Annotated in this window: 23 protein-coding genes and 1 tRNA gene; 10 read left to right on the top strand and 14 right to left on the bottom strand. The window is 65.4% G+C overall.

The genetic code is table 11. The annotated features are described in order from the left end of the window. Nucleotides 1–141 precede the first annotated feature (141 nt). Nucleotides 142–681 (top strand): hypothetical protein, encoded by a 540-nt coding sequence (locus QOL62_RS02295; RefSeq protein WP_283405022.1) that lies wholly within the window; start codon nt 142–144, stop codon nt 679–681. 524 nt (nt 682–1,205) lie between these two features. Here the strand turns inward: QOL62_RS02295 and QOL62_RS02290 are convergent. Together QOL62_RS02290 and QOL62_RS02285 are read right to left on the bottom strand one after the other, a co-directional pair. After that, a complete protein-coding gene (locus tag QOL62_RS02290; RefSeq protein ID WP_283405021.1) occupies nt 1,206–2,030 on the bottom strand; it encodes a TorF family putative porin in 825 nt (274 codons plus the stop codon). Nucleotides 2,031–2,151: 121 nt separating this feature from the next. After that, entirely contained in the window at nt 2,152–2,535 is a 384-nt protein-coding gene (locus tag QOL62_RS02285) for a hypothetical protein (protein WP_283405020.1), read from the bottom strand. A 508-nt stretch (nt 2,536–3,043) separates the two neighbouring features. On the opposite strand from QOL62_RS02285, the gene QOL62_RS02280 reads away from it, so the two are divergent. Continuing rightward, nucleotides 3,044–4,585, top strand: coding sequence for an AAA family ATPase (locus tag QOL62_RS02280; protein ID WP_283405019.1), 1,542 nt, complete (start codon nt 3,044–3,046; stop codon nt 4,583–4,585). Nucleotides 4,586–4,946: 361 nt separating this feature from the next. Here the strand turns inward: QOL62_RS02280 and QOL62_RS02275 are convergent, their stop codons facing one another. The 4 genes from QOL62_RS02275 to QOL62_RS02260 are packed head-to-tail and all read right to left on the bottom strand — an operon-like array spanning nt 4,947 to nt 9,701. Further along, nucleotides 4,947–6,059 (bottom strand): ABC transporter permease, encoded by a 1,113-nt coding sequence (locus QOL62_RS02275; RefSeq protein WP_283405018.1) that lies wholly within the window; start codon nt 6,057–6,059, stop codon nt 4,947–4,949. Then, on the bottom strand, nt 6,056–7,183 hold the full coding sequence (locus QOL62_RS02270) for an ABC transporter permease (protein WP_137405543.1): 1,128 nt from the start codon (nt 7,181–7,183) through the stop codon (nt 6,056–6,058). Before QOL62_RS02270 ends, QOL62_RS02275 begins: the two co-directional genes overlap by 4 nt. Next, entirely contained in the window at nt 7,180–8,184 is a 1,005-nt protein-coding gene (locus QOL62_RS02265) for an HlyD family secretion protein (RefSeq protein WP_017502347.1), read from the bottom strand. The genes QOL62_RS02270 and QOL62_RS02265 overlap by 4 nt, the downstream gene beginning before the upstream one ends. Continuing rightward, nucleotides 8,181–9,701, bottom strand: a complete 1,521-nt coding sequence (locus QOL62_RS02260; protein ID WP_063141607.1) for a TolC family protein — start codon at nt 9,699–9,701, stop codon at nt 8,181–8,183. Before QOL62_RS02260 ends, QOL62_RS02265 begins: the two co-directional genes overlap by 4 nt. Before the next feature lie 1,130 nt (nt 9,702–10,831). Between QOL62_RS02260 and QOL62_RS02255 the strand changes: the two genes are divergently transcribed. From QOL62_RS02255 to QOL62_RS02235, 5 genes are all read left to right on the top strand, one after another. Further along, a complete protein-coding gene (locus QOL62_RS02255; protein WP_283405017.1) occupies nt 10,832–11,266 on the top strand; it encodes a hypothetical protein in 435 nt (144 codons plus the stop codon). Then, entirely contained in the window at nt 11,263–11,430 is a 168-nt protein-coding gene (locus tag QOL62_RS02250) for a hypothetical protein (RefSeq protein ID WP_283405016.1), read from the top strand. Before QOL62_RS02255 ends, QOL62_RS02250 begins: the two co-directional genes overlap by 4 nt. A gap of 125 nt (nt 11,431–11,555) precedes the next feature. After that, nucleotides 11,556–12,701 (top strand): site-specific integrase, encoded by a 1,146-nt coding sequence (locus tag QOL62_RS02245; protein ID WP_283405015.1) that lies wholly within the window; start codon nt 11,556–11,558, stop codon nt 12,699–12,701. A 102-nt stretch (nt 12,702–12,803) separates the two neighbouring features. Further along, the gene (locus tag QOL62_RS02240; RefSeq protein WP_283405014.1) at nt 12,804–12,983 is read left to right on the top strand and encodes a hypothetical protein; all 180 of its coding nucleotides are present in this window, start codon (nt 12,804–12,806) and stop codon (nt 12,981–12,983) included. 89 nt (nt 12,984–13,072) lie between these two features. After that, nucleotides 13,073–13,426, top strand: coding sequence for a helix-turn-helix transcriptional regulator (locus tag QOL62_RS02235; protein WP_283405013.1), 354 nt, complete (start codon nt 13,073–13,075; stop codon nt 13,424–13,426). Nucleotides 13,427–13,530: 104 nt separating this feature from the next. Here the strand turns inward: QOL62_RS02235 and QOL62_RS02230 are convergent, their stop codons facing one another. Then, nucleotides 13,531–13,755: a hypothetical protein gene (locus tag QOL62_RS02230; RefSeq protein WP_283405012.1), complete on the bottom strand. Its 225-nt coding sequence runs from the start codon at nt 13,753–13,755 to the stop codon at nt 13,531–13,533. A gap of 2 nt (nt 13,756–13,757) precedes the next feature. Continuing rightward, the gene (locus tag QOL62_RS02225; RefSeq protein ID WP_283405011.1) at nt 13,758–14,396 is read right to left on the bottom strand and encodes a ParA family protein; all 639 of its coding nucleotides are present in this window, start codon (nt 14,394–14,396) and stop codon (nt 13,758–13,760) included. A gap of 160 nt (nt 14,397–14,556) precedes the next feature. Between QOL62_RS02225 and QOL62_RS02220 the strand changes: the two genes are divergently transcribed. Beyond that, nucleotides 14,557–16,551 carry an ATP-dependent nuclease gene (locus tag QOL62_RS02220; protein ID WP_283405010.1) on the top strand — a complete coding sequence of 665 codons (1,995 nt, stop codon included), beginning with the start codon at nt 14,557–14,559 and terminating at the stop codon, nt 16,549–16,551. Between the two features lie 151 nt (nt 16,552–16,702). On the opposite strand, the gene QOL62_RS02215 is transcribed toward QOL62_RS02220, so the two are convergent. The 4 genes from QOL62_RS02215 to QOL62_RS02200 form a co-directional block, all read right to left on the bottom strand. Next, nucleotides 16,703–16,778, bottom strand: a tRNA-Lys gene (locus tag QOL62_RS02215). A 28-nt stretch (nt 16,779–16,806) separates the two neighbouring features. Continuing rightward, nucleotides 16,807–17,304 (bottom strand): 2-amino-4-hydroxy-6-hydroxymethyldihydropteridine diphosphokinase, encoded by a 498-nt coding sequence (gene folK / locus QOL62_RS02210; protein WP_283405009.1) that lies wholly within the window; start codon nt 17,302–17,304, stop codon nt 16,807–16,809. A gap of 21 nt (nt 17,305–17,325) precedes the next feature. Next, entirely contained in the window at nt 17,326–18,189 is an 864-nt protein-coding gene (gene aguB / locus QOL62_RS02205) for an N-carbamoylputrescine amidase (protein ID WP_283405008.1), read from the bottom strand. A 50-nt stretch (nt 18,190–18,239) separates the two neighbouring features. Then, entirely contained in the window at nt 18,240–19,106 is an 867-nt protein-coding gene (locus QOL62_RS02200) for a class I SAM-dependent methyltransferase (RefSeq protein WP_283405007.1), read from the bottom strand. A gap of 119 nt (nt 19,107–19,225) precedes the next feature. Between QOL62_RS02200 and msrA the strand changes: the two genes are divergently transcribed. Next, complete coding sequence (gene msrA / locus QOL62_RS02195; RefSeq protein WP_103728549.1) at nt 19,226–19,756, top strand: peptide-methionine (S)-S-oxide reductase MsrA; 531 nt, start codon at nt 19,226–19,228, stop codon at nt 19,754–19,756. 94 nt (nt 19,757–19,850) lie between these two features. Here the strand turns inward: msrA and QOL62_RS02190 are convergent, their stop codons facing one another. Continuing rightward, a complete protein-coding gene (locus QOL62_RS02190; RefSeq protein WP_283405006.1) occupies nt 19,851–21,200 on the bottom strand; it encodes a DEAD/DEAH box helicase in 1,350 nt (449 codons plus the stop codon). Between the two features lie 210 nt (nt 21,201–21,410). Then, nucleotides 21,411–22,025, bottom strand: coding sequence for a hypothetical protein (locus QOL62_RS02185; protein ID WP_283405005.1), 615 nt, complete (start codon nt 22,023–22,025; stop codon nt 21,411–21,413). Nucleotides 22,026–22,164: 139 nt separating this feature from the next. Between QOL62_RS02185 and QOL62_RS02180 the strand changes: the two genes are divergently transcribed. Continuing rightward, a complete protein-coding gene (locus tag QOL62_RS02180; RefSeq protein ID WP_283405004.1) occupies nt 22,165–23,598 on the top strand; it encodes an FAD-binding oxidoreductase in 1,434 nt (477 codons plus the stop codon). Nucleotides 23,599–23,667 lie beyond the last annotated feature (69 nt).

The following is a 23,667-nucleotide window of genomic DNA, read 5'->3' as shown; positions in this document are numbered from 1 at the left end:
GGCAGCATTTCCACCTGAGCTAGCCTGACTGCGTCTAAAGCGAGGTTCATTCAGGTATGAGACAGGTGATGCATGAAGGAGCTTGCAACTGTAAAGTTGGCATCTTCTAGTGCCTGAAGTTGGCTCCGCCTTGTAGCTAAAATGCAACAGAACAGGCTAACGCTTTGTAGGGCTTTCAAAAAAGGGGACACGGTCATGAAAATTGGGATGCAAATGAGCAAGAGCTCGATGGCTGCGGTGACAAGCAGGTCGGCCAGATTTCCCGCCGCCGTTCTTGCCGCCGCCGCATTTTCTGTCGTTACTCTTCCCGTTCCAGCTTCCGCCGCCGGACCGGCACCGCGACCCGAAGTATTCAGGAAGTTGATCGACTGCCGCAAACTGGTCGATCCCCAGGCTCGACTGGCCTGTTTCGATACCAATGCGGCAGCGGTGGACGCGGCCGAGGCCAACAAGGAGATCGTGCTTTTCGATCGTCAGGCGGTCAGCAAGGCACGCAAGACATTGTTCGGTCTCACGCTCCCAACCTTCGACATGTTCGGCGACAAGAGCGAGGGCGCGAAGGAGGAGGAAGAAGGCTTTTCCAGCATCGAAAGCGTCGTGAAAGGGGTGCAGCGTAACGGCGATGGCAAGTATGTCCTCACTCTTGAGGACGGCGCCAAGTGGGTGCAGGTCGAGCGCTAGCAGCTCATTTCGGATCCAGCCCCCGGGTCGAAGATCAGGATAAGGCGGGCTGCGCTGGGGTCCTTCCTTGCCAACATCGATGGCCAGACGGCCATTCGTATGCGTCGCGAGAACTGACTCCTACCCGTCGCCAAGTAGCACCGCGCAACGGCATCAAGCCAGGGCCGTCTCCGCGCCCCAGACCAGAGCCCCCCGCTCTCGGCGGCGCTCGGGAGAGGATCCTCGGCGCCGGCCGCTGTCGTTTCAGGCTTAGTGCTCGACCGTACCATCGAGCACGCAGGCTTCTCCAACGCGCCGATACCGCGTCTTGCTGCAGACACGAAGGCCGCACCTGTCCGGCACGACCAGCGGTACATTGCCGACGCCCTGCGCCGTGGCTGGGCAACGCGCCGGATTTCACTCTTTCGGCGCTCTGTCCTTCCAGGTGCGGCCAAGGAATTGCGGAGCGCGCAACACTCTCTACCGCCGTGAGAGGGGAGGCGCAGGCAGGTCATCATGCTTGCGGAACCCTCCCCATCCGCGCGTCAGAAGGATGCGCTGAGCGAGGCGACGACAGTACTGTCAGCGATCGATCCGGTCCCATCCTGCCCCGTGCTGAAGTTCGGCTGCAGGCGCGCCGCTTCAGCCCGGGTGATATCGGTATCCACGTAGGAGACGTTGAAGGTCAGGTTCCTCCACGTCGCATCGAGCCCGAGCGACCAATCCCAGCACTTTCCCGTCGGAGCAACGCTCGTCCCGTTTGGGCCAAGGCCGGGATTGCCGCGGGAATAGCCGATGTGCGTACGCGCAGTCAGCGGCGTGCCGGCGATGGCGACAGCGCCGTCGCCCCACAGGTACAGATTGTCCTTCTTCTGCCCCCGGCTGCTCGTGGCGTTCGACACATTGGCCAAGGCGTACTGCCGGGGCGCGTAGGCCACGCCTGCCGTGAGGGTCGCCGGTCCGCTTGTGCCGGAGACCTTCACGTAAGGCTCGACAAAGTCGGTGTCGTCCGCGCCGCCGGGATACATGTACCAGACCAGACCCACGTCCAGCGTGGCGTTGTCGCTCAACCGGGCCTTGTACCCGCCGATCAGATCCAGTTCCATGTTGGCGCCGCCGAACGTTCCCCAGCCGGACAGGTTGGAAGCCCAGGCTCCGACGTAAAGGCCATCCTCATGGCTGACGGTGAAACCGCCCTGTACCGCCATCTCCTTGTCCGACTGCGAGACACCCCGGAACCGATAGTCCGAGGCGATCGTGGCCGACCCGGAGACCGTGACCGCGGCCGAAGCTTTCTCGCGGGCCTGAGCGTAAGCCGCAAGGGGAGAAAGCCCCGCAATCAACGCGGCAATAGTGGCAGTGATCTTCATGATATCCTCTTGAGTAGCCCCGGTCACAGGTTGGTTCGGAGCGAGGACGGCCAGATAGATCACAAGAGCGTAGAATATCGAGAGCAGGACGAGCACGGGAACATAGAGTTTTCATAGTTTTTCACGATGTTCGCGCGAGACGATGCAGGCGACATGCCGGAACGCAGGCGTTCGTCTGTGCTCGGCGGAGCGCCTCGGCCAAGCTCGTTTCACGTCCCATCAGCGGCTCGAATACCGGCGGTTCGGTCCGCGCGGTCACCCTGCGGCCGGGCACCGGCACCACCTTCCACAATCCCGCTCCCGCGAAAAGAAGCGCGTTGCTCACGATCAGAAGCAGGACCAGCACCGTGCTAAGGCCCAGCTCTGCCAGGCTTGCCTGAGCCGGCGGATGGGAGTGGACGCGGGAATAGAGCGTACCGGCCACCCCCCAGGCCGCGCATAGCCCGGCAAGACCGGCAGCTCGCAAGCCAACGCGCGCGGCGAGTGTCTCGTGCCATCGAACCATGGTGATACCTCCACAAGGAGGCACACCAGTTACGCAGATGCGCGTAGCATTTCGAGAGCGAGCCGCCGCCGCCAGAGTTGTGTTTTCATAGGTTTTTCGAAATACCGCCACGACCGCAGCGGCAGCCGCGCGCGTGCGCAGCGCTGCGCACGTCTTCCGACATCTCTTGTGGGGAGAGTGGTGAGCCCTGCTGGGTTCGAACCAGCGACCTACTGATTAAAAGCCCTCTTTACAGCGCTTTGCAATAACCCGCAGCCACCCCTAAGCGACCGCTTCTGCGAACTTTTGCATCGCACTCGCGCCCAGGATGCGCCCCTGCCCGCCTCGTTCCCGCACAATCGCCCGCGACGACCCCGGGGGCAGAAAAGGGGCAGCCCGTGGGAAGCTCAGGGGCGCAGAGGTCCATGATCCGCCAACCAGCCGAAATCTCGCCACTGTTGCATTTGAGCCACGTGCGTTTGGGTCTTCGGGACGTAGATCGGTCGTGTCACCAAATGCGAGGGCCAGAATGATCATCGACACCGAAGCAGCCAACGAATTCATCGACCACGTTGTCGAAGCCTCCGAAGACATGAAGGTCGGCCTCGACCGGTTCCGGCTGATCGTCGACCTAGCCGGACAACGCAGTAGGGTGGAGGGCAATGACGCGATCATCCGGACCGGGATCACCACTGCCCTCGAAAAGGAGCAATACTTTTCGCTCGCCAAGGTCGCCGTCCAAGCGAACGTCGAGCACGCTTTCATCGACCTGTTGGGCGCAGGCACGGCGGCAACGACTAACTTCTATCTCGATGTGGGCCGTTTGCTCGCGCACGGCACGCAGTCCGAGTTGGACGACCTCGTGAACGAGGTCTGCGTCGAGGGTTGGGAAGAAGTCGATCTTGTTCACCGCTACGAGCAGGTGCCGCACGCCGTCTCTCGCAATTTCGCGGAGCGACTGGATGAGTTCGCACAGCTCAACCCCGGGTGGCTGCAGGAAGCAGAAGATGAGCACGCCAGACAGTTCGAAGAGGACGGCGACGAGCCGATGCAGGACGATCACATTCTGCTGCCGGTCGGGCAGGTCCTCGGCTGCGACCTGCTCGCGCAGGACGACCTGGAGCACTGCCACGAAGAATCCCGCGCTGCTGGTGTCGAAGTTCAGGATGAAAGCTCCATGACCGACGCCCGCCCCCACGAACCCATAACCGACATGGGGGAGCCTTCGTTCGACGACACGTTCCGGATGATCCCCATGTCGGCATTCCTCGAACGCCCCCTCCCCGCTCGACCTCTGGTTTTCGGGCCCATGCTCGAAAGGGGGCTGGTGACCGTGCTCGGCGCAGCGCCCGGGATCGGCAAAAGCACGTTGACCGCCGCGATCAGCACCTCCGTCGCCTTGGGGCGGGACTTCGCCGGTTTCGAGGTGCCCGAACCGGTTCGCGTCTGGCACATGAACACCGAGGACTCCTCCGAGGAGACCCAGCGCCGCTTCACCGCCTTCGCGCAGCACAACCGCATTGGCCGTTCTGAACTGCATAATCTTGCCGCCCCTGAACACGGGCGCAGGCTTCGGCTGATAAACAAGCTGTCCGGCACACCGCAGCCCTCGGACCAGGGGATCGCCCTTCGCAAGGCCATCGTCCGGAACCGGCTGGGCCTGCTGGTCCTTGACCCGCTCGTGTTCCTCCACGACCTCGATGAGAACTCCAACGCCGAAATGGCCGCCTTCTTCGAATTCCTCCAGGAAACCGCGCGGGATACGAGCTGCGCGATCCTCCTCGTCCACCACGCGCGCAAGGACAAGGGTGGACAGTCCATGGACGTACTGAGAGGGGCCAGCGCCATCGCTGCCTCCGCGCGCAGCGTCTACACTCTGTGCGAAGAGGACGGCCGCAACGAGGCGACCCTCACTTGCGTGAAGTCCAACAATCACTCCCGAGCAAGCCAATCGGTCAGCTTCGAACGACAGTCCGTGACGCTCGACAACGGTGATCAGGTGGGCGTGCTCGTCCCCTGCAACACAGCGGTCGCGACAGCGGGCACGCCCGTTCGCCGCCGCAGTCAGTGATGACATGGGTGCCTGTAAATGACCCAGCCTCCTCTGAGGGGGCTGGGTCGATTGCCGCCTAGGGAAGGATTTCCATGGAAGCTCGGCCGTTAAGTTCGACCAGCTCAAGCCGTTCCCACCAGTCACTTTGAACGACCGCTCGGGCCGAAAGCGGCCCTAGGCAACCACAGCCTTCCGCATCGTGGTTGATCGCCTTCGGTATAAAGAGTGAAGTCCGCCACACTCGGACCTCCGATGTCCCTCGGCTGCAGGAGGTTTGGTCACTCACCCCGCGGCTGTCGCTGACCGGCCGCTACGAGCATCTCGCCGCTGGGCCGGCGTCGGCCAAGGCAGGCTATGCGAGTTCGGACTTCGTCGCCGGCTAGCTCAGCTTCAGCTTCTGACGCAGCCCGGTGATCCGCCACCAGCCTAGCCCCCCATAGAGGAGCGCAAGGCCGAGGAGCGTGAGCACCCCCGGCGCCACGTCGGCGAGGCTGGCGTGCATCTGGTTAAGCGGCACGAATACTTGCACGCCGCTGGTCGAGGGGATCAGCTGCGCCACCGCGCGGACGAAGCCCGGCATCTGGTCGAGCGGCCAGGCAGTGCCCGAGAGGAAGAAGAAGGGCGCGGAGGTGGGCGCGAGGATCATCATCGCCCGCTCAGACCGGTCGAAATAGCTGCCCAGCCACAGCCCCAGCCCGGCGACCGAGGCCGCCAACAACGGCGCGGCGAGCAGCATGCCCGCGACATTCTCGTCGTGCGAGATGCCCTGCACCCAGAAGATGAAGCCGAACAGGAACAGGCAGGTCAGCAGCCCAACCGATGTGAACGCTGCCCACGTGCCGAGATATTCGCCATGCCCCATCCGCCAGCGCCCATCGCGCCGCCGCCCGCCGACGAAGGTAGCGACGCCGAACAGCAGGGTCTGCTGGATGATGACGATGGTCACGGCGGGGAAGACATAGCCCTTGTAGCCCGCGGTCGGGTTGAACATCGGCTCGCGGACGATGGTGACCGGCGGCCCGGTGCGCACGGCCTGGCCCAGCACGTCCAGCTTCTCGACGGCGAGATCGCGCAGCACCTCGGTCACCGCCTCGCCGATCGTGCTGGCGCGCAGGAGGTACGAGGCATTGACCCATACCGCGATCCCGGCCCCCGGCGCGCCGGTACGCAGCTGGCGTTGCAGTCCGCGGGCGATCAGCACCACGCCGTCCACCTTGCCCGCGCGGAGCTGCGCCTGAGCCTCGGCTACGCTCGGTGCATGTTCGGCCACGATCACGGCGCGCGTGGCTTCGAGGTTGCGGACCAGCTCGCGGCTGAGCGCGCTGCCGTCCTCGTCGACCAGCACCACCGGCAGTTGCTGAGCGACTTCCTGGCTGTAGGGCGCCGGATAGTAGAAGGCATAGAGCACCACCGCGAGCAGCATCGTGCTGAGCAGGGTGCGGGAGGTCAGCACCGTCGCCCAGGTGGCGCGGAAGGCGGCGGCGAAACTCATCGCGCCTGCCGCCGGATCAGCAGCCAGGCGAGCGCGCCCGGCACCAGCACATAGGCGAGCAGTGCCAGAATCGGCGGGAAGATGGTGGCGACATCCTGTCCGCCCAGCTGCCCGGTCTGGAGCGCGAGGTAATGGGTGAGGGGCAGCACCTCACTCCAGAAGCGCGCGAAGCCGCTGCCGCCGTTGAGCGGCAGGGTGGCGCCCGCATAGGCTAACGCCGAACCCGCATAGACCGCGCAGACCGACAGCGCCGTGGCGGTTTCGCGCGTGGCCGCGACGAGCAGCGCGGAAATCGCGGCGGTGCCGAGATAGAAGAGCGTCTGCCCCGCGACGATCGCCGCTACGCTGCCCTCCACCCGCCAGCCGCGCCCCAGCGTCACGAACAGCAGCCAGGCGATGCCCCACAGGCTTGCGGCTCCGACATACGGCAGCAGCTTGCCGAACAGTGCGGGCACGATCGTGCCGCTGCGCGCCGCCCAGCCGCCGAGCGACCGCCCCTCCAGTTCCCGGCCCAGCGCCATCGCGGAGGTGACCGCCGCGACCAGATGCAGCACCGCCGGATAGATCAGCGTGCTGAGGAACCACTCGAAGCTCGACGCGGCGTTGTTGAGCGGCACCGCCTCGACGGCGAAGCGCCGCGTCGGATCCGGGGGCAGGGCGTGGCCGGAAAGCTGGTCCACCACCAGCGACGCGGCGGCGGCCTGCACCGCGCTCTCCGCACCGCTCGCCGCCTGCGAGCCGGAAGATAGGAAGCTGGCATTGTAGAGGATGCGGATTACCGGCGTGCGGTGGCGGGCAAGCCCCGCGCCGAGATCCTTGGGCAGGTGGACGAAGCCATTGGCATGGCCGCGCCGCACTTCCTCCACTGCCTCCGCCTCGGTGGCGCGCATCGCGACGATATGGACCAGCGGCGCCGCGTCGATCGCGCGCAGGATATCGCGGCTCGCCGAGCTGCGATCGTCGTCAATCACCACGATCGGCAGCCGCCGCATCGATCCCTGCCAGAACATCGCACCGATCAGAAACAGCAGAAGCGCGGGGATCAGCGTCAGCCCGGCCAGGTCCCAGCGGTCCCGCGCCAGATGGCGCAGCTCCGCCCCCAAGGCGTGGCCGAAGGCGCTCATTGCGGCCAGTCGAACAGCACGCTCATGCCGGGGCGCAGGCCGGGGATCGCCGTGACCGGGCGCAGCTTCACCTCGAAGGCGCGGACGTCATAGCCCGAAGCCTGCCGCGTTGCGCGCCACGTCGCGAAGTCGCCGCGCGGGGCGATATGATAGACCGCGAAATCGCCGTCGCGGCCGAGCGCGGGGATGTGGCCGTGCAGCCGCTTGCCCATCGCGATCCACTTGAAGCGATCCTCGCGCACGGTGAGCGCTACCCAGCTATGGTCGATGTCGAGCACCTGATAGGCGGGGATCACCGGGCTGACGACTTCGCCGGGCTGCACAAGCTTGCGCGAAACCTCGCCGTTGATCGGCGAGACCAGCTGGGTCTCGCTGCCGAGCGCGGTGGCGGTCTGCAGCGCCGCCTCGGCGATGCGGACCTGGGCGTTGGCCGCCTGCTTGTTCTGCGGGCGTGCGCCGGCGAGCGCTTTGAGATACTGTTGCCGCGCGGCCTCGGCCTGCTTGGCGCTGGCGTCGCGCGCTGCCGCCGCCTCGTCGCGCCGCTGCGCCGCGACCACGCCCTGCGCATAAAGGTTCGCGGTGCGCCGGCTGGTCACCGCGGCGAGGTCGGCTGCCGCCTGCGCCGCCTGCCAAGTGGAGCGCAACGAGGCGATGTCCTCCTGCCGCACGCCCTCATTGGTTTCCGAGGCGATCGCGCGGGCGGCGTCCACCGCGCCCTGCGCTTGCGCCTTGCCGCCGGCGATCTCCGGGCTCGACAGCGTCGCGAGCAGCGTGCCGGCGCGGACGCGCTGGCCTTCCTCGGCCACCAGAGTCTCGACGCGGGCGAGCGCCTTGGTGGCGACATTGACCTCGTCGGCATCGACCATGCCCTGCAGCTGCTCGGGTGCGGGCCGGTTGGCGAGCCACAGCCCGCCGACGATCAGCACCAGCACCGCGATGCCGAGCACGATCGCGAGGATGGGCGGCTTGCGGCGCGGCGGAGCCGCGGTCTCGTCGGTCATTGCTGGTCCTCCACGTGCCGGTCGGCACGCGCCATGAAGTCGCTATAGTCGTCGACGCGGTGGCTGGCGGCGAGCAGCGCCATCAACCCCAGGTCATATTCATAGGCGGCGGCGAGCCGCTGGGTGCGGACTGTCGACAGCGCCGCCTCGGCATCGATCAGCGCCGATGAGGCGACCTCGCCTTCGCGGAAGGAAAGCTGCTGCACGCGCAGATTTTCCTGCGCGGCGGCGAGGTTGGCATCGAGCAGCAGGAAGGAGCGGCGCGCCGCTTCGGCGATGTTCCAGGCGCGAACGATCTCACCGGCGACGTCGCGGCGCGCTTGCGCGGCGGCATCGGCGGCGGCGGCCTGGTTCTCGCGGGCGGCCGAGAGCGCCTTCTGGCGATCGAAGTTGGAGAGCAGGGTCATGCGCAGCGAGACGCCGGCGATCCAGTCGGGCTCGGTCGGCAGCGCGTTGTTGCGATTGGCGTTGTAGCTGCCGAAGGCGAAGGCCTGGGGGCGATAACGCGATTTGGCGAGATCCACCCCGGCCTGCGCTGCGCTCTTGGCGGCATCCGCACCCTGCGCGCGCGGCGACTGGTCGATGCCGTCGAGGAAGCGCTGGAGCGGCGGCAGCGGCTCCGAATGGACGAACAGCGGAGTGGAGGCGGTGACGCCCAGCGGCTGATCGAGCAGCCGCGCCAGCGTATCGGTGGCGATCGCCTCCTCGCTGCGGGCATGCTCGAAGGCGCGCTGGGCGGTGTTGCGCGCGACCTCCACCTCCAGCACCCGGGCATGGGCGAGCACGCCTTCCGCTTCCAGCTTGCGCGCGTCCGAGAGGTGCCGGTCGAAGGCTTCGAGCTGTTCGCGGGTTGATACGGTCAGCTGACTCGCGACCTTCTGGCCGAAATAGGCGCGCACCAGATTGACGCGGGAGAGATCCTGCCCGCCCGCCTGCTTGGCCCGGGCGATGCCTACCGCTGCGTCCGCGCCCTTCTGGACGGCGGGAATCGCGCCGCCGGTATAGAGCGGCATCGCCGCGGTGATCGCCGGACGGAACACGGTGTCGCGCGTCTGGAACTCCAGCGTGTTGGGAATCGCGCCAAACAGCCGGGGCAGGGCCGCGCCGATCCGCTGGGTCACCTGCGCCACAATCTGCGCGCTCGCGCCGGAGAATTGCCCGCCAAGCTGGTCTAGAAAGCCGTTGGTGGCGCTCAGCGCATCGGCCTTGGGCTCGGACAGGTCGACCGAGAGCGTCTTCTGATATTCGATCACGCTCGCCGAGGCGGTGACCACCGGGCGGCGCAGCGTTCGGGTGGCGGCGGCGATTTCCTCGCTGGCGCGGACGGCATGGTCGTCGCCGCTGAGCCCCGGTGAGGCTTTGTCGAGCCTGGCGAGCGCTGCCTGAAAACTGAGCGGGGGCGGCGGCGCCTCCTGCGCTACTGCGGTGCCGGTAGAGGCGAGCAGTAGGGCGAGCGCGGCAGGCCCGCTGCAGCAACGGTGCGCGACGTGTAGATCCTGCCGCTTCGTGCTGCGCACCCTGCTCCGCCCCTGTTTTGCCTGCCACGCCGCCGAGGGTCGCTCCCGCGACGGCGTGATCTTCGATTACGCATATTTGCAATGAAACACGCGCGCAATTGAATTCCTCGGATGCCCCGCCCCCGTGCGGTCGCGAAACAGCAACGGCGCCATTTCGTACAGGTTTGGCCCCTAGGTCAGGAACTCATGGCCGATGCCGGTCGAGACATAAAAGCGCTGGAAAATGCCCGCCGCCTTGATCGCCTCGGCATTGGCGCGGGGAGTCATCATCTATGATCCTTGGTATAACGGCCAAGCTTCTGACATAACCAGAGGCCGGTCGGGCGAACGTTGAATGTCGGCTTCTGACGAGAGGCGCCGTTCGACATGCCGCAGGCGAACGGCAGCAAAGTCCCAATGCCCGCCCTTCGCCTCATGCCAATGCCCTCACCCCCTTTAAGGGGAGTGGGGCATTGCGTTGCGCCGCCACCGGACAGGCCATCTACGTTCGCTTTCGGCAAATGGCATGAGAAACGGCCGATGAGGGCACTTTCGATTCCCCCCTTCCCCTGCCCCACCACGACATCCAGGCGTTCCTCCTTGCTCCAATCTGATGCCGTTTCAGGGCCTCGACGGTTCGGCTAGCCCACCTTCCCATCCACATCCCGACAGGGTGGCCCTTCCAGCGTGAAGTCTTTCCCATTCCAGGGTGCACGGGCCAGGTCCCACCCCCCTTAAAGGGGATGGGGACCGGGCCCGCTCCCCGCCCTGCGAAATCCGAAGCCGCTACGCCCAATCGCCATCCGCAAATGCCGCAACAATGCCCGAGAAGGGCGCTTTCGAATGCCCCCTTCTCCTGCCCTACCATGACATGCAGGCGCCCCCCCTCGTACTGGTCTGATGCCATTTTAGGGTATCGGCGGTTCAGCCCGCCCACCTGCTCGTTCACCCGGCCAACCAGGGGCGCCGGAAGTGAAGTCCATTCACACTGCACGGTGCACGGGCCAGGCCCCACCCCCCCTAAAGGGGGTGGGGACCGGGCCCGCTTCCCGCCGTGGAGACGGGGGACCGCTTCGCCCGTTACCCGTCCCCGCGAAAGCCCGCTGTCTCGGACAAATATCATTTCTCCGCCTTCACTTGCGGAGAACCTCATGAAATCTTTCGATACCCTGACCACCATGGCCGACCACCTGCCGGCCGAAGCCTGCGCACAGATGCGCGCCATCCTCGAAGAATTCCCCGACCACTGGGACCATCCCAACATCGAACAGGTCAGCTTCACCCAACTCATCGACAGTCCGGTCTTCCTCGTGGAGACCCTCGACGATCTTGCACAGGTGCGCTCGCTCGACGAAAACGAGGACCAGCGCCTCTCCCTGCTCCAGGCCGCTTCCGGCTGGTTCGACATCGCGGAATGGCGGTGTGGGGGAGCCTACGCGGTGTTCTGCGCGATCGACAGCACCAACGGCGGCGCAAAATTCTATGTCCCGCGCACCATCGCAGACCAGGTCCCCAATGTGGCCGGGAGCATCCGCCTGAAGACGGAACTGGACGACAGCAACTTTCCGTTCGGAGGCGCGGCATGAATCCGTTCGCCATGGGCCTGCTGGGCGACTTGTTTTCGGTCAGCGCGGATTCCGGTCCGGCTAGGTCCACGAGCGCGATTGTTTCAGCCAAGCTGCCCGTACCGGGTAGACCAGCACGGGACGTCAATCTGGTGAAGGTAGTCGTCAACGTGAACTGGAAGTAAGCGCTTTCGTACACATTCGCGGGCGCTCGACCTGTTCTCGCCCTTTTGCGGCCAAAGGCCCGCAACAGTTCATTGTCGCCCGCGGCCATCGCCGGCCACACCCAATCCCACATCGGAGAATGCCCATGCCCGCAATCACGCGCGGGCTTGCCACGAACCCGCCGGCCGTGCCGGAGGGCAAGGCCAAGCTGCGCCTGTTCGACGACAAGCTCACCGGCTTCATCATGGAGGTCCGGACATCGGGGACCGTCACCTTCTATCTGCGCTACAGCGACGCCCGCAACCGCCAGCGCGAGATCCGCCTCGGCAAGCTGGGCGACATCACCGTGGAGCAGGCCCGCCGCCGGGCCCAGGAACTGCGCGCCGAGGCCTCGCTCGGCGGCGATCCTGCCGGGGACCGTGACCGTTTGCGCGCCGTCCCCACCTTCGCCGACTTCGTCGAGACCCGCTATCTGCCCTTCGCCAAGGAGCGACTGCGCTCTTACGCCGACCACGTCGGCTTCTTCCGACTGCGCCTCAAGGCGCTGTGGGGCAGCCGGCCGCTCGACGAGATCCGCCCGCAGGACGTGGCCGACCTCCAGGACCGCCTGCACCGTGCTGGCCTGACCAACGCCACCGTCAACCGCTACGCCGCCTTCGTGCGGCGGGTGTTCAACCTCGCGTTGCGCTGGGAGGCCTACGAGGGCCGCAACCCGGCCCAGCACGCCGAGATGCGCCGCGAGCACAGCCGCGAGCGCTTCCTGACCGAGACCGAACTGCGCGCGCTGTTCATGGCGCTGCGGGACGAGCCCAACAAGTCGGCTGCCCATGCCCTTGCCCTTCTGGCCGCCACCGGGGCCCGGCGGGGGGAGGCGCTGGGTGCCAAGTGGGAGCACATCGACTACGAGCGGCGCCTGTGGACGGTGCCAATCTCCAAGAGCGGTCGGCGGCGGCACATCCCGCTGTCTGATGCAGCGCTTGCCATCCTCGAGCGGCAGCGGCCATGGGCGCCCGGCGCCTTCATCTTTCCGGGCTCCGATCCGGACAAGCCGCTCGCCGATCCCAGCAAGGCGTGGCGCCGGGCGAAAACCCTCGCCGGGCTCGACAAGGACCTGCGCATCCACGACCTGCGCCACACCTTCGCCTCGACGCTGGTGGGCAAGGGGCGAAGCCTGCACGAAGTCGGCACCCTCCTTGGGCACAGCCAGATCAGCATGACCATGCGCTACGCCCACCTCGCGCCCGCAAGGCTCATCGAGGCTGCCAACGAGGCCCTGCCCGCGGGCTTCTAGCCCCAGCACTTTGGCGGGCACCCCACATCATCTGCAACACCCTGCGGCCCTGCGGACACGTCCCGGGGCCGTTCTTTTTTCCAAACTGCAAGGACCAAGACGATGAAGCACACCAACTGGAACAGAAGCGGTGACCGCGTTGCCAACCTCAACCTGCAGCCGCGCCGGGTGAAGCGGGCCGAGGGTAATGAGCTTCCGGTTGCTTCCCGCACCGCGCGCCATTCCATCCGGCGCAAGGGCACGATCATCCGCGGTCGGCCAATCCTTACCACCGAGGAATGACGCAACAGCCTCGCCCAGCCGATCCTTCTGGCCCCGCGGATGCTTCCCGGGGCCTTTTTCTTTTCCAGCACACCCCAAGGACAACTACGATGCTTAAGCCCCACAAGCTGCGCAGTCCGCTTCGCCGCGCGGATGCCATCCCCCCGGCGGAAACGCACGACGCGATCGCCACCGTTGCTACCCTGTCCGCTGCCGCCGATCTCGATCCGGTGGACCTCGCGCTTGCCCCGATGATCGCGGATGCGCAGACGAGCGTGCCCGCTCTGCTCACCCCTGCCCAGACGGCCGAACTGCTGGGCGTCGGCGTCAAGACGCTGGAGCGCTGGCGCTCAACCGGCGACGGGCCGCGCTTCGTGAAGCTGTCTCCCGGCACGGTGCGCTATAGGGCGGTGGACCTGAACCAGTTCGTCGCCCAGCGCATCAAAGCCAACACGCTGCCGTAACGCCCCTCGCGTGCCCGTGGTGGAGGCAAAAGAATGTCCCGATCACCGCCAAGGGTGATCGGGACATTCCTCTGCTTCCTTCCAGCAAGGATATGCAGCGTGGATCAGGCGCCGGCAAGCAGCCTGTCGATCGCGATCACGGCGAGATCATCGCCGCTAAGGCCATGGGTTGCCGCCAGCGTCCGGAAGGCGATGTAGCGCTCGTGATCGAGCGTGACGCTGATCCTCCTCCTGCGCCCGGCGAAGGCGCGTCGGGGCGGTGAGAGCGGTTCCGCGATGGGGCGTGCCTGCCCCCGCCGTTGCAGGTCGGCGTCGGGCATGTCGTTCATCCTCATTCTCCCAGCCGCTCCCGGATTTGTGCCCAGACGTTCCGAAGTTCCTGTGCCCCGGCCGACTTCGGCTTGGTCTCCACCAGTGTCAGGCCGCTCTTCAGCGGCAGGTCAACCCGGTGATGCACCGGTGCCAGCCTGTCCCGCCGCTCCCGGTCGAGACGCTGCACGAGGTCACCCATCGACCGGCTGCGGAACAGACCCGCGTTCGGCAGGGCGACCACGCCATGCGTCCGGAACAACATCGGCTGCAGGTTGCGCAGCACGGCCATGTAGTCGAGTTCGCCGGGCCGCACCGGGACCACCACGAGGTCGGCGACGTCCACAGCCTTGGCGATGTACTCGCTGTGCCCGGGCGGCGTGTCGATGAAGACGTATCGCACGCCCTTGCGATTGAGGGCGTAGAGCCTCAGTACCAGCGTCCGCAGCATCGGCGTCACCAGCATCGGCCCCTCGCGCTGCCGGGCATTGTACCACGCCGTCAGGCTGCCCTGCGGATCGAGGTCCAGCATCGCGACCTTGCCCTTTCCTCCTCGGCCCTCCTCCGCCTCGCAGTCCTGCTGCGCCAGCACCGCCAGCGAGGCGGTCAACAACGTCTTGCCCACGCCGCCCTTGTTCGCGGCAAGGCTGATGATCTTCATGTCTGGAACTCCGCGCTCGGTTGCGCATCCACGCAAAGCGCGCGCGAATGCTCAATCGAGTGTTCGCGGACTGGCGGCCCGAACGGCTTCCAGACCGGCAACCGACGGGAGAGCGGATCGCAACATCTGCCATTCATCCCCAGCACAATCGCGCAGTCAGATGGACTCGCGCAAAGCAGGCATCCAGATATCCGAGATGACCGATGACCTCGATAGCAGCACGGAGGAGGTGCTGACGGCAACTCCTGGAGACACCATCGCGATGGCCGCGATAGACGAAACCTCCATGCTGCTGAACATCGAAGACTATCCTACCAGCGGACAGCCCCCTACCGAAGGTTCACTGGCAGACGACAATGGGCCGCCCGTGGGAGGCAGCGCGTCGTCATCCACCTCTGTAGCGGTCGGAATCGCAGACACACGATCCGTCCGAGCACGCAGATGGAGCACGTTGGAGTCGATAACCGTTCGCGGTTTCAAAGCCACCACGGTTGCTACTATCCCCCTCGATCGCGTCACGATTCTCGTTGGACCAAATGGCTGCGGGAAGTCATCGGTGCTCCAAGCGATCCACTGGGCCGCACGCGCAGCCAGCTACGTGTTGCCAAAAAACACCAAAGAGATGATCTCCTTCGAGCGTCTCGACTATGTTCCATCAAGCGAACCGCTGACGACGCTCCACAAGGGCCAACTCAAGTCAGACGCCGGATCGACACCAGTGGAAGTCGTCTTCGCTCACCGGCCGGTCGGCGAAGAAGCTGTCCAAGCTACAATCCGTATCCGAGCGGCACGAAACCGCGGAGGTATCACCGCATACATGGACGGTGGCGGCGCGGTCACACCGTACAAGCAGCGCTTCCAATTCATTACCACCTACATTCCAGGCCTTGCCGGTTTATCCGAAAAGGAGTCTATCCTTGCACAGCCCACGCTGCGCCGACAGGCCGCCAGCGGCGACGCAGGCGGTGTGCTACGCAACATCCTGCTTAACCTGCGCAGCCGCAGGGTAGGTGAATCGGACGAGGCCCAAGGGCGCGAGAGACTGGCCAAGCTTAACGAACTGGTCCAGCAGGTGCATCCGGGGGTCCAGATCGACGTCGCGTTCGACGAGCGCGAGGACTACCACATCTCAGCCACCATTCGAACGGACGGCCTCACCGGCCAAAGCCGTCCGCTAGAGACCGCCGCGACTGGCGTGCTTCAGGTTGTTCAAATCTTCGCCTATCTGATCCTGTTCGAGCCAAAGGTGATGCTGATCGATGAGCCAGACGCGCACCTCCACCCGGACAAACAGGAGCGGCTGATCGAGGCACTTGAGCGGGCTGCGCCCGAATATGATGCTCAGATCATTCTAACGACCCATAGTCCCCACATGGTCCGCGCAGCCAGCCCAGCCGCTAAGCTGGTCTGGATGAGGGACGGAACCGTTGAGACAAAGGATGATGAGGCCATCCGGCGGCTGCTCGGCTGGGGAGGTCTCGACAAAGCAGCCCTTTTCTTTGTCGAAGATGAGGACGACAAGCCGCTTCGAGCCGTGTTGCGGCAATGGCCAGATTTGGCTCGGCAGGTCGCCGTTTGCCGGTGCTTCGGAATAGAAAATCTTCCCCGCGACAAGTTTCTGGAGGGCTTGCTCGTCGACGGAGAGCTCAAAATCAAAGCATTGCTGCATCGCGATGGTGACTTCATGAACGGCGACGAGGCCGAAAAGTGGCGTCAAGGATTCAAGACGCCGGGCGTGTTCCCGTGGGTCACGACCGGATCAGACATCGAGGCCTACTTCTGCCAAACCGACTACCTGTGTGCGCTCTACGGCGTGCTACCTGAGGAAGCGGAAGAGTGGCGGCAGCAGGCGGCTCACAAGGTAACCAAGGCACGTGAAACGTTCCTTGCAAAACGGCAAAACGTGGTGCGCGTGGTATGGCCGAATGGCGGATCACCGGACGCGGAGGCTATGTGGGCGGAGGCAGGCGGCATTTCGCCAGCCACCGTCAAGGGCAAGCGTCTGCACGCCGCGTTGAAGACAGTCGTGAAGGCAGCGGGGAAAAATGATTCGCTGCTGAACTCGTTTGCAATCCCGATTGATTTTACGGTGGCCCCTGAACTTAAAGCCCTGATCGAGGAGGCCGTCGTGAGCGAAGTATCCTTGGAAGGATAAACCACGTGCAGGTTTCTGGGGCTTTGGGAAATGACGACCCCATCCTCGTATTCGAAGCAGCAGTCGACCCGTTTCTCCTGCACAAAAGGGGAATGTGGTGGGAAGACCAAAAGCAAAGCGCCCCGCAATTCTGCGAAGCGCTTAAAAACCATGGTGAGCCCTGCTGGGTTCGAACCAGCGACCTACTGATTAAAAGTCAGTTGCTCTACCGACTGAGCTAAGGGCCCTTGACTGCGCGAGGCGTCTTGGTGGAGGTCACCTAGAAGCGTGACGCGCCTTGGTCAAGCGGCCTTGCAATTGTCCCACAGTCAGGTTCGTAAGAGGATCGCGCCACTGCCGCGCAATCTTCGTCGCGGGGTCGAGCACGAAGCGCCGCTCGCGAAAGGCTGGGTGGGGTATGACGAGATCGTCCTGTGCCCAGGCGCCGCCGTTCCACAGCACGATGTCGAGATCGAGCACCCGCGCGCCCCAGGCGCGGCCGGTGCGGCGTCGGCCGAAGCGGTGCTCGATCTTCTGCAGCTTGTGCAGCATCTCATCGGGCATACGCTTCGTGCGCACGATGGCGACCGCGTTGGCGTAGCGGCGACGTGAGGGACCAAGCGGCGCGCTTTCGATGACGGGAGAGCACGCGATCACCGCGTACCGGCCATGGTCAAGAGCCTTCATGGCCGCAGCCAGTACGCCCCGGGGCGGGCCATAGCGGACGTGGCGCACGTTGGAGCCGAGCGCCACCAGATACCGGTTTTTCCCCATGCCCACCCCCTCGGGTTGCGTTCAGATGTCCTGAGCGATGCGTGTGTAAAGCTGCGGGCGGCGGTCGCGGAAGAAGCCCATGCCCGCGCGGTGCCGGGCCGCGCGCGCAAGGTCGAGCTGCGCCACCAGCACGCCCGTCTCCTCCTTGCCGAATTCGGCAACGAAGTCGCCCCATTCGTCCGTGATGAAGGAATGGCCGTAGAACGTCTGGTCACTGCCGCATTCCGGCTCCGCCCCGATACGGTTCGCGGCGATCACGGGCATGCAGTTGGAAACCGAATGGCCGACCATGGCGCGGCGCCACATCCGGCTGGTGTCGAGCGTGGCATCGTAAGGCTCGGAACCGATGGCGGTCGGGTAGAACAGCAGTTCCGCACCCATCAGGGACATCACGCGCGCCGCTTCGGGATACCACTGGTCCCAACACACGCCGATGCCGATGCGGGTGCCGAAGACATCCCACACCTTGAAGCCGTCGTTGCCGGGGCGGAAGTAATACTTCTCCTCGTACCCGGGACCGTCCGGGATGTGGCTCTTGCGGTAGGTGCCCATGATCTCGCCCTCGGCGTCGATCATCGCGAGCGTGTTGTAATAATGGTGCCCGTCGCGCTCGAAGAAGCTGGTGGGGATCGCAATCTTCAGTTTCGCCGCGAGCGCCTTCATGGCGATGACCGAAGGGTGCTCGGCGGTCGGGCGCGCGTGCGCGAAAAGCGCCTCGTCCTCGATCTTGCAGAAGTAGGGACCGGAGAACAGTTCGGGCGGCAGGACGATCTGCGCGCCTTTGGCGGCAGCCTCCTCGACCAGCGTGGAGACGGCGGCGATGTTTTCGGCCTCGTCGGCGGAACCGAGGGCGAGCTGAAGGGCGGCGACGGTGATCTGGGTCATGCCGCCCAGTTATGGATTGCCCGGCCTGAAGTCCAGACCGGGCGCCCTGTTCACGCCTTCTTGCGAAACAGCAGGGTCATGCGGTCACTCTCCCCGATGGCCTGGTACTTCGCCTTGTCCTGCTCCTTCAGGGCGAGGGTCGGTGGCAAGGTCCACACGCCCTCGGGCCAGTTCGCCGTATCCTTGGGATTGGCGTTCGCCTCCGACTCGCCGACGAGTTCGAAACCCTGTCCTTCCATGAAGCGGATGACGTCCGCTTCGCGCAGGTAGCCCTTCGAGCCATCGGCATAGTCGTCCGGAGCGGTCGGCTTTGCGCGGTGCTGCTCAATGCCGATGACGCCGCCAGGCTTGAGCAGATCGCGCATCCGGGCAACCTCGCTTTCGGCGATGTTCCAGCGCATCAGGTTGTGCAGCATGCGCGGCACGATGATGACGTCGAAGGTGCCCTTCTCCGCCTCCGGCACCGCGTCGAGCGTGTAGGCCGCGAAACGCTCTGCCGGAAAGCCTGTGAACTTCGCTACGTCCGCCGCGTAGTTGGCGGCCGCCTTGCGGATGCCGGCCTGCCGGCTCGCGTCGAAGGCGGTGCTGGTCGTATCGAAGTAGAGGCCGACAAGGCGCCCTTTCTCACGAAGGTAGAGGCCAAGGAAACGCGAGTACCATTCGCCGCCGGGCGCATACTCGCCAACCTTCATGTCCGGCTGAACGCCGAAGAAGGACAGCGTCTCGACCGGGCGGCGATACTGGTCGCGCGCGCGATCGCCGTTGCGCAGCGGATTTGCCGCAACGCGTTCGAGCGCGGGCTTGCACCCCTTGCAAGCGGGCAGTGCGGAGGGCTTCTCCGCCGCAGCCGCCGGGACGCCAAGCGACGCAGCGACGAGGCCGAGGAAGGAGGACAGTGCCAGGAGGCCAGGACGCATCGCATTCTCTCCACACAGAATTGAACCGGCCGGAGAATAGGCCAGCCGCAAGCGATGACAAGGGCCGGACGCGCTCCTATCTAGCCGCTAACAGTTTGTTTCAAGGACATGTGACGACGATGGAAACGGCAATCCTGGCTGGCGGGTGCTTCTGGTGCACAGAAGCGGTGTTTCGCGACGTGGTGGGTGTAGATTCGGTGGAAAGCGGCTACATCGGCGGAACCGTCGAGAACCCCACGTACAAGGACGTGTGTTCCGGCTCGACCGGCCATGCCGAAGCGATCCGCATCGCGTTCGACACGGACGTGATTTCCTACGCCGAAGTGCTGGACGTCTTCCTCGGCACGCATGACCCGACGCAGCTCAACCGCCAGGGCAACGACGTCGGCACGCAGTACCGTTCAGCGATCTTCCCGCTTGACGACGCGCAGCGCGCGGAAGCCGAAGCCGCCATCGCGCGGTGGGACAGCGAGCACCCGGGCGAAAAGGCCGTGACCACCATCGAAGGCCCCGCCACCTGGTATCCGGCCGAGGGCTATCACCAGGAGTACTGGGAAGGCGAAGGCCAGCGCAATCCGTACTGCCTTGCGGTGATCCCGCCCAAGCTGATGAAGCTGCGCAAGAGCTTCCAGAACAAGGTCAAGGCCTGAACGAAGACAAGCCCGCCATCCTGTAAGGAGGGCGGGCTTTCAACTGGCGTCAGCGCTGCCGGTGAGCGGCGGCCTGGTGGCCCCTGCTCTGCGATCAGTGCAGCGCCGAGACGCTGAGGAATTCGGGAATCGGGCCGTTCCAGCTGCCATTGTCCTGCGCCACGACCGGCTCGGCCTCGCGGCGGCGGCCCCGGCTTTCGCTGCGATGCTCCCGACGCGGCTCTTCGGTGCGGGCTTCGCGGCGGGGTGCACGCTCCACCGGTTCCTCGCGACGCGTTTCCCGGCGGGGCTTTTCCTCGCGGCGCTGGCGCGGCTCGGTCGCCTCGGCGAGGTCGAGCTCATAGACCGGGATTGCGCTGCCGGTCAGCTTCTCGACATTGGCTATCGCCTCGGCATCTTCCGGCGAGACGAAGGTAAAGGCCCGTCCCGTGGCGCCGCCGCGCCCGGTGCGGCCGATGCGGTGGACGTAGTCGTCCGGGTGCCAGGGCGTGTCGAAGTTGAAGACGTGGCTCACGCCCTTCACGTCAAGACCGCGAGCAGCGACGTCGGAGGCGCAGAGAATGCTGATTTCGCCCGCCTTGAACCGCTCCAGCTCAGCGTTGCGCGCGGACTGGTCCATGTCGCCATGGATTTCCCCGGCGGAGAAGCCGTGACGCTGAAGGCTCTTGGCCAGTTCGCGCACTGTGGTCTTGCGGTTGGCGAAAACGATCGCGGTTGTCACGTTGTCCGTGCGCAGGATGTGGCGCAGGGCCTCACGCTTCTTACGGGCGGGTACGGCAACCTTGTGCTGCACGATGTTCGTGTTGGTAGAAGCGGGACGCGCCACCTCGACGTACTTGGGGTTCGTCAGGAAACGATCGGCCAGCTTCTTGATGACCGGCGGCATCGTTGCCGAAAACAGCAAGGTCTGCCGGTTAGTCGGCAGCTTCGAGCAGATCGTCTCGATGTCCGGGATGAAGCCCATGTCGAGCATGCGATCGGCTTCGTCGATGACGAGGAGTTCGCAGCCCGTCAGCATGATCTTGCCGCGCTCGAACAGGTCCATCAGGCGCCCGGGGGTCGCGATGAGGACGTCCACACCGCTCGACAGCGCCTTGAGCTGGTCGCCCATCTGCACGCCGCCGATCAGCAGCGCCATCTTCAGGTCGTGGTTCTTGCCGTACTTCTCGAAGTTTTCGGCCACCTGGGCAGCGAGTTCGCGCGTCGGCTCAAGAATGAGCGAGCGCGGCATCAGGGCGCGGCGGCGGCCATGGGCAAGAATGTCAATCATCGGCAGCACGAAGCTGGCGGTCTTGCCGGTGCCGGTCTGAGCGATGCCGATGAGATCCTTCATCATCAGGACCGGCGGGATCGTCTGCGCTTGGATCGGAGTCGGTTCCGTGTAGCCGGCGGCTTCCACCGCTTGCAGCAATTCGTCAGACAGGCCGAGGTCGGCAAAGCTCATAGGCAGTTGTATTTTCCGGAAAAAAGGTACGTTAAGCTGCGACAGAGAAGCATGGGCGGAACACAAAGCCGCCCGCGACGTTTGCCGCGCGACAGCCGGCCCTTCGCGGAAAACTGCGGGAAAGTCAAGGAAATCCGCGCGAGTGGAATGAAGCGCGGTCCTGCTCCCTCAGTCCCTATCCGGCGGCGCGGCCTGCCTTGAAACGCTCGCTCAGTCGTCCTGCTCGACCAGTTCCCGTATTCGTGTGAGCGTACAGCTCATCCCGCTGCGCGACAGCAGCGTGTCGCGGTCTACACAGACACGGCCGTCCGTGCTGCGCTCCATCAGGAAGCCCGAATAGAAGTCACGCGAACGGCAGGAGCGGTCAAGCTGCGCGCTTACGACGCGGCGGTCCCGCATCAAAAGAAGAAGGCGATTGTCTCGACCGGGCCGCACCCCCGCAATGTCGGCAGCGGAGAGGCATTTGCCGATCTTGCGCTCCACCACATGCGGCGCGCCGTGTCCCGGCGGCCCGAAGAACATATCCGGCATCGGCATCGCGGCGCGTGGACTGATACGGATGGTCATGCGCTGTTCGACACGCACCTGCCGGGCATCCTGCGGAAAGGCCTGCCCCAGCAGCGTGCCTCCGACCGGACCCTCGTTCATCTGCACCCCAGGCCAGTATCCGGTCACCTCCATGGGCGGCTCCACCTCCGGCCAGACAGCACTCACCGGCTGAACAGAAGACGCACCGCCCTCGTCCGGCGAGACGGCGGCGTCGGCCGATCCTGCCGCTGGTAACAGCAGCATGAAAGGATACAGCAGGGCGGAGGCCAAACTCATTCTGTGATTCTTGTCCAGGAACAATGCGATGCCCACAAGATCCCTTTAGGGCAAGAGCTTGAACCGGCCCTTAACTTCGCCTCTGCAAAGCTTCAGCGCAAGTGTCGAAACCTTGGCCGCTGTGTGCCATATCAACCCGATGACTGACTCGGCATCGCCCTCCACGCCATTCCTTGACGAAGCCGCCCGCCTTCTCGGCCCTCGTGGCCTGACAACGGACCCGGACCTCCTCGCCCCATGGCTGACGGACTGGCGCGGCCGGTTCACCGGGAGGGCCTGCGCCCTCGCATCGCCCGCCGACGTCGACGAACTGGCCTCCCTCGTTCGGCTTTGCGCGCGGCATGGTGTGCCGATCGTCCCACAGGGTGGCAACTCGGGCATGTCGGGCGGCGCCACGCCGGACGAGAGCGGGGCCGCGCTGCTCCTCTCGCTGCGCCGGATGAACGCGATCCGCCGCATCGATGCCGAGGCCGGACAGGCAACATGCGAAGCCGGGGTCATTCTCCAGACCCTCCACGAAGCGGCCGAGGCGCAAGGGCTGCGGTTTCCCCTCACCCTTGGTGGCAAGGGCTCGGCCACCGTTGGCGGCCTGATCTCCACCAACGCGGGCGGATCGCAGGTGCTGCGCCACGGCTCCATGCGCGCGCTGGTGCTCGGGCTCGAAGCGGTGCTGGCGGACGGCCGGATCTTCTCGCAACTCACGCCGCTCAAGAAGGACAACCGCGGCTTCGACCTCAAGCAGCTGCTCATCGGCTCGGAGGGGACGCTTGGCATCGTGACCGCCGCGACGCTGAGGCTATTACCCGCCGTCGCCGAGCGCATCGTGATCTGGGCCGGCGTGCCGTCTCTCGCCGCCGCCCGCACGCTCCTGCTGCATTGCGACGCGGTGGAGGGCGAGGCGCTGGAGGGGTTCGAGGTCATGCCGCAGGCGAGCATCGACGCCGTTGTCGAGCATCTGCCGGCGGCCCGCCCTCCTCTGCAGGGCCGCCACGCGTGGCACGTGCTGATCGAAGTCGTCGCCGACCGCGCACAGGCCGACACCCTGCGAGCCCGGTGCGAGATCATGATGGCAGACGCCTTCGAGAAATCTCTGGTCGAAGACGCCGCTCTGTCCGCCAGCGAAGGGCAGGCGGAGGCCTTCTGGCTCATCCGCGAGACCGTCCCGGCCGCAGAACGAGCGCGTGGACCGGCCGTCCAGCACGACATCTCGGTTCCCGTGGAAGCCATGCCGTCCTTCGTTGAGACGACAGCCCCTATGCTGGAGGCTGAGTTCCCAGGTGTCGAGGCCATCGCATTCGGACATCTTGGCGACGGGAATGTCCACTACCACGTCATCGCCCCGCAGGAGACGGACGGGCGGTCCTGGAACGCCACCACCGGCAAGGCGATCAGCCGGCGCGTCCACGATCTCGTGACGGAATGGGGCGGGTCGATCTCTGCCGAACACGGCATCGGCCAGCTCAAGCGCGACGAGCTTGCCCGATTGGGCGATCCGGTGGCGCTGTCCATGCTGCGCGCGGTCAAGCAGGCGATGGACCCCGAAGGCCTGCTCAACCCCGGCAAGCTGATCTGAGACCGCATCGCACAGGACCGGTGAAATCGGGCGGATAGCCTGGGCGGCCCTGCTTGCGTGGCGGCAGGC

The organism is Novosphingobium panipatense, assembly GCF_900182875.1.
Lineage (GTDB): Bacteria > Pseudomonadota > Alphaproteobacteria > Sphingomonadales > Sphingomonadaceae > Novosphingobium > Novosphingobium panipatense.
The sequence above is the reverse complement of the archived record's forward strand: the minus strand, read 5'-3'. Positions and strand labels throughout refer to the sequence as shown.

What these genes read in the sequence shown, in the direction of transcription:
- QOL62_RS02295 (WP_283405022.1), top strand. Translation starts at nt 142, where the DNA reads ATGCAACAGAACAGGCTAACGCTTTGTAGGGCTTTCAAAAAAGGGGAC.
- QOL62_RS02290 (WP_283405021.1), bottom strand. Translation starts at nt 2,030, where the DNA reads ATGAAGATCACTGCCACTATTGCCGCGTTGATTGCGGGGCTTTCTCCC.
- QOL62_RS02285 (WP_283405020.1), bottom strand. Translation starts at nt 2,535, where the DNA reads ATGGTTCGATGGCACGAGACACTCGCCGCGCGCGTTGGCTTGCGAGCT.
- QOL62_RS02280 (WP_283405019.1), top strand. Translation starts at nt 3,044, where the DNA reads ATGATCATCGACACCGAAGCAGCCAACGAATTCATCGACCACGTTGTC.
- QOL62_RS02275 (WP_283405018.1), bottom strand. Translation starts at nt 6,059, where the DNA reads ATGAGTTTCGCCGCCGCCTTCCGCGCCACCTGGGCGACGGTGCTGACC.
- QOL62_RS02270 (WP_137405543.1), bottom strand. Translation starts at nt 7,183, where the DNA reads ATGAGCGCCTTCGGCCACGCCTTGGGGGCGGAGCTGCGCCATCTGGCG.
- QOL62_RS02265 (WP_017502347.1), bottom strand. Translation starts at nt 8,184, where the DNA reads ATGACCGACGAGACCGCGGCTCCGCCGCGCCGCAAGCCGCCCATCCTC.
- QOL62_RS02255 (WP_283405017.1), top strand. Translation starts at nt 10,832, where the DNA reads ATGAAATCTTTCGATACCCTGACCACCATGGCCGACCACCTGCCGGCC.
- QOL62_RS02250 (WP_283405016.1), top strand. Translation starts at nt 11,263, where the DNA reads ATGAATCCGTTCGCCATGGGCCTGCTGGGCGACTTGTTTTCGGTCAGC.
- QOL62_RS02245 (WP_283405015.1), top strand. Translation starts at nt 11,556, where the DNA reads ATGCCCGCAATCACGCGCGGGCTTGCCACGAACCCGCCGGCCGTGCCG.
- QOL62_RS02240 (WP_283405014.1), top strand. Translation starts at nt 12,804, where the DNA reads ATGAAGCACACCAACTGGAACAGAAGCGGTGACCGCGTTGCCAACCTC.
- QOL62_RS02235 (WP_283405013.1), top strand. Translation starts at nt 13,073, where the DNA reads ATGCTTAAGCCCCACAAGCTGCGCAGTCCGCTTCGCCGCGCGGATGCC.
- QOL62_RS02230 (WP_283405012.1), bottom strand. Translation starts at nt 13,755, where the DNA reads ATGAACGACATGCCCGACGCCGACCTGCAACGGCGGGGGCAGGCACGC.
- QOL62_RS02225 (WP_283405011.1), bottom strand. Translation starts at nt 14,396, where the DNA reads ATGAAGATCATCAGCCTTGCCGCGAACAAGGGCGGCGTGGGCAAGACG.
- QOL62_RS02220 (WP_283405010.1), top strand. Translation starts at nt 14,557, where the DNA reads ATGGACTCGCGCAAAGCAGGCATCCAGATATCCGAGATGACCGATGAC.
- folK (WP_283405009.1), bottom strand. Translation starts at nt 17,304, where the DNA reads ATGGGGAAAAACCGGTATCTGGTGGCGCTCGGCTCCAACGTGCGCCAC.
- aguB (WP_283405008.1), bottom strand. Translation starts at nt 18,189, where the DNA reads ATGACCCAGATCACCGTCGCCGCCCTTCAGCTCGCCCTCGGTTCCGCC.
- QOL62_RS02200 (WP_283405007.1), bottom strand. Translation starts at nt 19,106, where the DNA reads ATGCGTCCTGGCCTCCTGGCACTGTCCTCCTTCCTCGGCCTCGTCGCT.
- msrA (WP_103728549.1), top strand. Translation starts at nt 19,226, where the DNA reads ATGGAAACGGCAATCCTGGCTGGCGGGTGCTTCTGGTGCACAGAAGCG.
- QOL62_RS02190 (WP_283405006.1), bottom strand. Translation starts at nt 21,200, where the DNA reads ATGAGCTTTGCCGACCTCGGCCTGTCTGACGAATTGCTGCAAGCGGTG.
- QOL62_RS02185 (WP_283405005.1), bottom strand. Translation starts at nt 22,025, where the DNA reads ATGAGTTTGGCCTCCGCCCTGCTGTATCCTTTCATGCTGCTGTTACCA.
- QOL62_RS02180 (WP_283405004.1), top strand. Translation starts at nt 22,165, where the DNA reads ATGACTGACTCGGCATCGCCCTCCACGCCATTCCTTGACGAAGCCGCC.